The organism is Blautia sp. SC05B48 (assembly GCF_005848555.1).
GTDB lineage: Bacteria > Bacillota > Clostridia > Lachnospirales > Lachnospiraceae > Blautia_A.
Genome location: NZ_CP040518.1, coordinates 2547479 through 2555000 on the forward strand (window position 1 = coordinate 2547479; position 7522 = coordinate 2555000).

The window sequence follows — 7522 nt, forward strand, 5'->3', positions numbered from 1 at the left end:
TAACTGAAACGTGATCACGAAGAGGTGGGCGGTTTCCGCCTGCCTCTTTTAATGGAGAGAGGATGCGTAAAGTGGGGAAGGATGCATCCTCAGGAGAAAGGAAGAGAAAACATGCAAAATAAGATGATGAAAAAGTATTTTCCGGTTTTTGTCCTGCCTACCCTGCTGGCATTTACCATTGGATTTATCGTTCCCTTTATCATGGGTGTATATCTTTCCTTCTGTAAGTTTACCACAGTAACGGATGCAAAATTCGTGGGATTACAGAACTATGTGAAGATTTTTACTGAGGATGGAACCTTTGGACATGCATTATGGTACACCACCGCATTTACGGTTGTATCAGTAGTTTTGATCAATGTGATCGGTTTTGCAGTTGCGTTGCTTCTGACCAAGAAGATCAAAGGAACCAATATATTCCGTACCGTATTTTTTATGCCAAACCTGATCGGTGGTATCATCCTTGGTTATGTATGGCAGCTTCTGTTAAACGGTCTGCTTCTTCAGATCAATAAAACACTTACATATTCATCTGTTTACGGATTCTGGGGCCTTGTGATCCTGATGTGCTGGCAGCAGATCGGATATATGATGATTATTTACATCGCAGGTATCCAGAATATTCCGGGTGAACTGATCGAGGCTGCACAGATCGATGGTGCGAACAAAGGACAGCTTCTGAAGCATGTGATCATTCCTATGGTCATGCCGTCCATCACCATCTGTACTTTCCTGACACTTACCAACTCCTTCAAGCTTTTTGACCAGAACCTTGCTCTTACAAATGGTGAGCCTTCCAATATGTCAGAAATGCTTGCGCTGAATATTTTCAATACCTTCTATGGACGTACCGGATGGGAAGGTGTAGGACAGGCGAAGGCCGTGATCTTCTTTATACTGGTTGGAGCAATTGCCATGATCCAGAATCGTCTCACAAGAAGTAAGGAGGTACAGCAGTAATGAATAAAAAAGTAAAATTCAGCGGTCTGTGGACTGCGATCCTGAGTGTGGTATCTGTTGCTTATATTTTCCCGATTCTTCTGGTTTTGATCAATTCTTTTAAGAAAAAAGCATACATCAGCCGTTATCCTTTTGCAATCCCAACGGATAAAATGTTCGTAGGTCTGGAAAACTATGTAAATGGTCTTACAAAAACCGGATTTTTCCAGGCATTTGGATGGACATTATTTATCACAGTATTTTCTGTTGCGGTAATTCTGCTCTGTACCTCCATGTGTGCCTGGTACATCAACCGTGTTACCAACACGCTGACAAAAACCATGTACATGCTGTGTCTGTTTTCCATGGTCGTACCATTCCAGATGGTAATGTTTACTCTTTCCAAGATTGCAAACATTTTGAAGTTGAATACTCCGTGGGGACTGATCATCATTTATCTTGGATATGGAGCAGGACTTGCGGTATTTATGTTCAGCGGTTTTGTAAAATCCATTCCGATCGAGATCGAGGAAGCTGCCATGATCGATGGCTGTACCCCGATCCAGACATTTTTTAAAGTAGTTCTTCCGGTTATGAAACCGACCTGTGTAACTGTAGCGATCCTGGAAACCATGTGGATCTGGAATGATTATCTTCTTCCATATCTGGTACTTGATATCAAGAAATATAAAACCATTTCCATTGCCATCCAGTATCTGAAGGGGGGTTACGGAACCATTGATATGGGAGCTATGATGGGCGTTCTTGTCCTTTCCATCATTCCAATCATTGCCTTCTATCTTGCATGCCAGAAATATATCATTGAAGGTGTGGTTGCAGGAGCTGTTAAGGGCTGACAAATCAGTTGAATAATGTTAAAATGAAAGAAAAAAGGCCTGATCTGCGTGTTTTTACGTGGATCAGGCCATATTTGGCGAGGTGAGGAATGTACAGAGTATTGGTGGTAGATGATGAAAAACTGGAACGTGACGGAATCCGCTTTCTTCTGTCTATGGAAGAGGGAGAGTGGGAAATTTATGAGGCGGCTAATGGCAAGCTGGCATTAAATGAGCTGAGAAAGCATCCTGTGGATCTGATGCTGACAGATATCAAAATGCCTCATATGGATGGTCTGGAGCTTTCAAAAAAAGCAAGAGAGGAATATCCGGATCTGGAAATTATCATTTTCAGCGGTTATGGCGATTTTGCTTTTGCCCAGGAGGCGATCCGTTATGGAGTGACCGATTACGTGCTGAAACCGGTGGATCCGGACCGCTTTCATGACACCATACAGAAGATCCAGAAGGAGATTGCGTCCCGGAAAAACAAAGAGCAGCAGTCCATAAAAGAAAAAAGCTTTCTTCAGCAGTATTTTCTGCTGAGTTACATTTATTCCGGTGATCAGGAACGTCTGAAAGAAGCGGAAGGAATCGTGGACTTTGCTGCCTGGGAGCAGTGGCACTGTGCGATACTCATTGAATCCGATGAATCTTTTTTTGATTCTGCCAGTGATGAAGTCCCGCTTGAGATCCAGGAAGAACTTCGCCGGTCTTTTTTCTATCTGAATCTCAATGGCCGCCAGTCCCTGCTTCTTTTTAAAGATGTGTACTGCGACTATACTCTTGTGGCAAAAAATGTCTACAGTATTCTGAAACGACTGCATCCTGTCCGTTTTCATCTGGCTGTAAGCCGACGTTTTGACGGATACCGGGAACTGCCCGGGATCATGGAACAGCTGGAGCAGCAGATGGAAGAGAAATTTTATCATCCGGACATCCATGTTTATACCAGTGAGGAAGAGGAGGAGAAAAATACCGGCGAAGAGGAACAGGATTCCAGACTTATGGAAAAAATCTCAGAAGATATTTCCAGAAAGGATGTGAAGCAGCTGTGGAGCCATTTCCGCAGCCTGGCATCAAAATATCAGTCCAATACCCAGTTTTCGGCCATGTATGTGAAATTTGTTTTTTCCAATGTGATCAGGGAGCTGTTTCAGGAGAATCGTTTTGCCGGAGAGCACAGGCTGGATCTGGAAGTGGATCATCTGTATGGCTGTTCTACCATTCAGGAGATCATTGAGGTTACAGAAAAAAATATCCGTCAGTACGAAGAGTTCCTGGACCGTTCCATGAGCGAATCCAGAGATGAGGTGGCAGCAGTAAAAAATTATATTTACAATCACTATGCGGAAGATCTGAATCTGGAAACACTGGCAGAAAAAGTATATCTTTCTTCTGGTTATCTCAGTTTTATTTTCAAGAAGGAGACGGGGATGAACCTGAATCGTTTTATCCGTGTGTTCCGCATGGAAAAGGCCAAGGAACTTCTACGCACCACCAACATGAAAGTAGCCATGGTCAGTGAGCAGGTAGGATTTGCCAATTCTTCGTATTTCTGCCGGAGCTTCCGGGAATATTATGGAAGCAGCCCGGAATCCTATCGGAAAGGAAACAATGAGGATGAAGAGGCTTCTGAAGAAGTATAATGATATGAAATACCGGTACAAGCTGACAAATCTTCTTGTGTTGGTATCCCTGGTGCCGATGACCGTGTTGGCACTGTACAGTCACAGTCGCATGAGTAGTCTTGTCCGGAAAAATGAGATGGAGGATATGTACTCCATTCTGGAGCAGACCAGGGAAAGCATTGACGGGCAGATCGAAATTTATGCCAGTCTTTTGAATTATCTTACCTATTCTCCCGAAATCCAGGAGGTGATCTTCAACAAAGATATGGATCGTTATACTGCATATGAACAGTATACGGAAGTTGTGGATCCGCTGTTGACAGTGCCGCAATCCTACCACGAAGCAATTCAGGGGATACAGCTTTTTGCAGAAAGCATTCCCGTGCGCCATGAATATACCTTGGCTCCGCTTTCAGAGGTGGATGGGGAATGGTGGAGTGACAAATTAAATAATACCGTGACGGTTCAGTGGATCGTGGACCGGGATAATCGTCAGATCGCGGCAGTCAGGGAAATATATGATGGTAAGATCAAGGAGGCTGTGCTCTGTATTTCGTTGGATTACGGAAAAGTATTCCAGCCTCTGGCCAATATTATCGAACGGAATTCCGGAGGCTTTGTGGTGGATGATCAGCAAAATATCGTCTATCATGGAGAAAATCTGGCGGCCAGTGATATTTCCGTACAGAAAGAAACCGCGAAAAAGCTGGATCGTCTGAGGGAAGAATATACCTATGTCAGCAGCAGCGGACATGAAACAAGGTGGACCTATTATTTTTATAAACCTCCGGCTGTGATCGAGAGCTCGGTTTCAAAAGTATTGATCAGTGAGATCCCGCTGATCGGCTTCTGTGTTGTGATCATCATTGTGCTGGGAATGACGTTTTCCAAGCTGTTTACCAGAAAGATTGAGCAGCTTACCAGAAATATGGAACAGGTGAACCAGGGAAGCCGTGAAGTTACGGTTTACAGTGATTCCGGAGATGAGGTAGGACAGCTGGTGAGAAGCTTTCACCATATGATGGATGAAATTAATCGACTGATCGAAGAAGTGTATGAAAATAAGATCGCTCTGAAGGAATTTGAACTGAAAGCGCTGACTGCCCAGATCAATCCCCATTTTCTTTATAATTCTCTTTCTATTATAAACTGGATGGCGATTAAGAGCCGTCAGAAGGAGATCAGCCGTGTGACGTTGGCATTATCTACATTTTACCGGACAGCGCTCAGTAAGGGAGCAGATATGGTGACTGTGGAAAACTGTATTCGGAATATCGAAGCTTATCTGGAAATCCAGCTTATCATGCATGACAATGATTTTAAGGTGGAGTGGAATATCGATCCGTCTGTGCAGCAGGAGTTGGTTCCAAAGCTTGCCCTGCAGCCCATCGTTGAGAATGCTCTGGAGCATGGCCTGGATGTGAAGGAGGAAGGGGAAAAGCTTCTGAAACTTTATTTCTTTGAAGAGAATGGGGATGTAGTGATCCGGGTTGAAGATAACGGGATAGGGATGGAGCAGGAGCAGGCAGAAAAGCTGCTCACATATCAGGCAAAAGGCTATGGCCTTAAAAATGTCAATGACCGTATGTGTATTTTATATGGAGAGAAATATGCCATCCGGATTCTGAGCAAGGTAGGTGAGGGGACAAGCGTTGATATGAGAATCCCGAAAGAGGTAAAAAAAGATGAGACTTAGTCTGGGAAAAACAGTGGTATTTCTGAGTATGATGCTGAGCCTGACACTTTTTACGGGGTGTTCTTTAGAAACTGCAGAAATGGAAAAAACAGATATAGATGTTCTGTCCGAAAAGAGCAGCAAGAGCTGGGAACAGGCAGAAACCTCGCCTCTGGGAAAATATCCGGAGCTTGTAACTTATACTCTGGGACAGATGAAAGGGGCTAATAATTCTAATCTTCCGGACGGGCAGACCTATGAGGACAATGCATATACCCGGTATCTGAAAAAGACACTGAATATTCAGAATAAGAATGTTTTTATGGAGAGTGAGGAGCGGTATGACGAAGCCCTGAACATCCTGGTCAAAGATCGGAATCTTCCGGACATTTTTCTGGTGTCGGACAGGGAAACTCTGGAAGAGCTGGTTGAAAATGATCTTATCGAGGACCTGACGGAAGTATACAAAAGCTGCGCTTCCGATAAAATAAAGGAAATGTATGAGAGTTATGGAGAGGAACTTTTGGACTCAGGGACTTTTGGCGGAAAACTGTATGCACTTCCGGAGACTGCCATTGATGATGGGTCGCAGCTTTTATGGCTGAGACGTGACTGGATGGAACAGCTGGGATTGAAAGAACCGAAGACACTGGAAGAGGCTTTTTCAGTGATCCGTGCATTTCAGGAAAACCGAATGGGTGCAGAGGATGGTGAAGATCCTGTGGGACTTGTCTGTGATCCGGGACTTGTGGGCACGGTCAGCACCAGCTATTCGGTGGACCCTGTGTTTGAAAAGTTCGGGGCGTATCCGCAGCAATGGATTGAAAATGCAGATGGAGAAATTGTCTATGGATTGCTGACGGAGGAGACAAAGGAGGCTCTGGGGTATCTCAGAGAGCTTTACAGGCAGGGGATACTGGATCCGGATTTTGCTTTACGTGCACAGAATAATATCCGTGATCTTGTGGTGAATGGAAAATGCGGAGCGTTTTTCGGACTCTGGTGGACTCCGAATAATCCTCTTATGGATGAGTATAGGAAGAACAAAGAGGCGGACTGGGAACCGTATTATCTGACTGCGGATGTAAAGCGGACTGTGGAGGTATACTCTACGTTTCGAGATAATAAATATGTAGTTGTGCGTAAAGGGTATGAGCATCCGGAGATTGCAATGAAGATTTTGAGTGTGTTGTTCGACTATTCCAGATATGAAGCGGAGGATGCGGATGAGATGAACACTTATTTTGCCTTGAATGTGGATCCTACGGCGCGTCCGCTAATGATCAATGTGGATTATAATGAGGCTACTTATATAGTGACAAAGCATATCCGTGAGGTTCTTTACAGTCCGGGCGATGAGAAGACCAGGGAGGATCTCAGTGCCATTGAGGCATCTTATTTTGATGCGTGTAAGGAATATCTTGAGGCAGAGGTGCCTTCGGTGGAGGCATGGGCGGCGTATAAGTCCAGAATCTCGGCGGTGGGACTTCTGGTGGATGCGAATTACCGTGCTCCGGAGAAAAAGTTTCTGGGGGATGGTGACGGGGAGATTCCTCAGACTTTGCGTTTGCTGGAGAAGAATGCATTTATCCAGATTATTATGGGGAGGATGCCTGTGAGCTCTTTTGACTCTTTTGTGGAAGATTGGTATCGTAAGGGTGGAGACAGTCTTACGGAGCGAGTCCGGGAAGGGCTTGTGGATTCGTGAGGTGGATGTATAGAGGGACAAAGGAAGCATCGGTCTGAGGGTGGATGCTGTCGGGAGTTTGTGGGGCGGATGTATAGAGGGACGCCAGAGGAAGGTGGCATCGGTCCGTGGGTGGATGCTGTCGGGAGTTTGAGAGGCGGATGTATAGAGGGACGCCAGAGGAAGGTGGCATCGGTCCGTGGGTGGATGCTGTCGGGAGTTTGAGAGGCGGATGTATAGAGGGACGCCAGAGGAAAGTGGCACCGGTCCGTGGGTGGATGCTGTCGGGAGTTTGAGAGGCGGATGTATAGAGGGACGCCAGAAGAAGGTGGCATCGGTCCGGGCAGGGACTCCGTCGGGGGATACTACTAGGGCTCCGTGAGACGGCTAAAAGCATTGCGGCAGGGCCAGAACTCGCCTTCGGCTCAGACAGCAGACCCTGCCGCAATAACGCCGTCTCCCGCAGCCCAAGTAGTAATCACCCCTCCTCCGCAGCAGCCCGGCCCGATGCCACCTTCCTCTGGCTGACGCTTCCAGCCGACAGGAAAAAAACAGAACAGGTGACGGAAGCGGACTGGGCGTCCTGTCCTGAAATGCCAGATTGGTACAGAATATTCCTGCAAATATCGAAGAATCTCCAGAACCAGATTGGCGCAGCGTACCATTGTAAGTACCGAAGAATCCAGAAACGAGATCGGCCCAACGTACCACTATAAGTATCGAAGAATACAGGGACGAGATTGGCATAGCGTAT

Annotated in this window: 5 protein-coding genes; all 5 read left to right on the top strand. The window is 45.8% G+C overall.

Features of this window, described 5'->3' with window-relative positions; all coding sequences use genetic code 11:
- Positions 1-111 precede the first annotated feature (111 nt).
- On the top strand, positions 112-960 hold the full coding sequence (locus tag EYS05_RS11700) for a carbohydrate ABC transporter permease (protein ID WP_227752378.1): 849 nt from the start codon (positions 112-114) through the stop codon (positions 958-960).
- The gene (locus EYS05_RS11705) at positions 960-1796 is read left to right on the top strand and encodes a carbohydrate ABC transporter permease (protein WP_021650827.1); all 837 of its coding nucleotides are present in this window, start codon (positions 960-962) and stop codon (positions 1794-1796) included. The genes EYS05_RS11700 and EYS05_RS11705 overlap by 1 nt, the downstream gene beginning before the upstream one ends.
- Before the next feature lie 89 nt (positions 1797-1885).
- Positions 1886-3424 (top strand): response regulator transcription factor, encoded by a 1539-nt coding sequence (locus EYS05_RS11710; RefSeq protein WP_138277226.1) that lies wholly within the window; start codon positions 1886-1888, stop codon positions 3422-3424.
- Positions 3315-5102: a cache domain-containing sensor histidine kinase gene (locus EYS05_RS11715; RefSeq protein ID WP_243119093.1), complete on the top strand. Its 1788-nt coding sequence runs from the start codon at positions 3315-3317 to the stop codon at positions 5100-5102. The genes EYS05_RS11710 and EYS05_RS11715 overlap by 110 nt, the downstream gene beginning before the upstream one ends.
- Complete coding sequence (locus tag EYS05_RS11720; protein WP_138277227.1) at positions 5092-6789, top strand: extracellular solute-binding protein; 1698 nt, start codon at positions 5092-5094, stop codon at positions 6787-6789. Before EYS05_RS11715 ends, EYS05_RS11720 begins: the two co-directional genes overlap by 11 nt.
- The last annotated feature ends 733 nt before the right edge of the window (positions 6790-7522 follow it).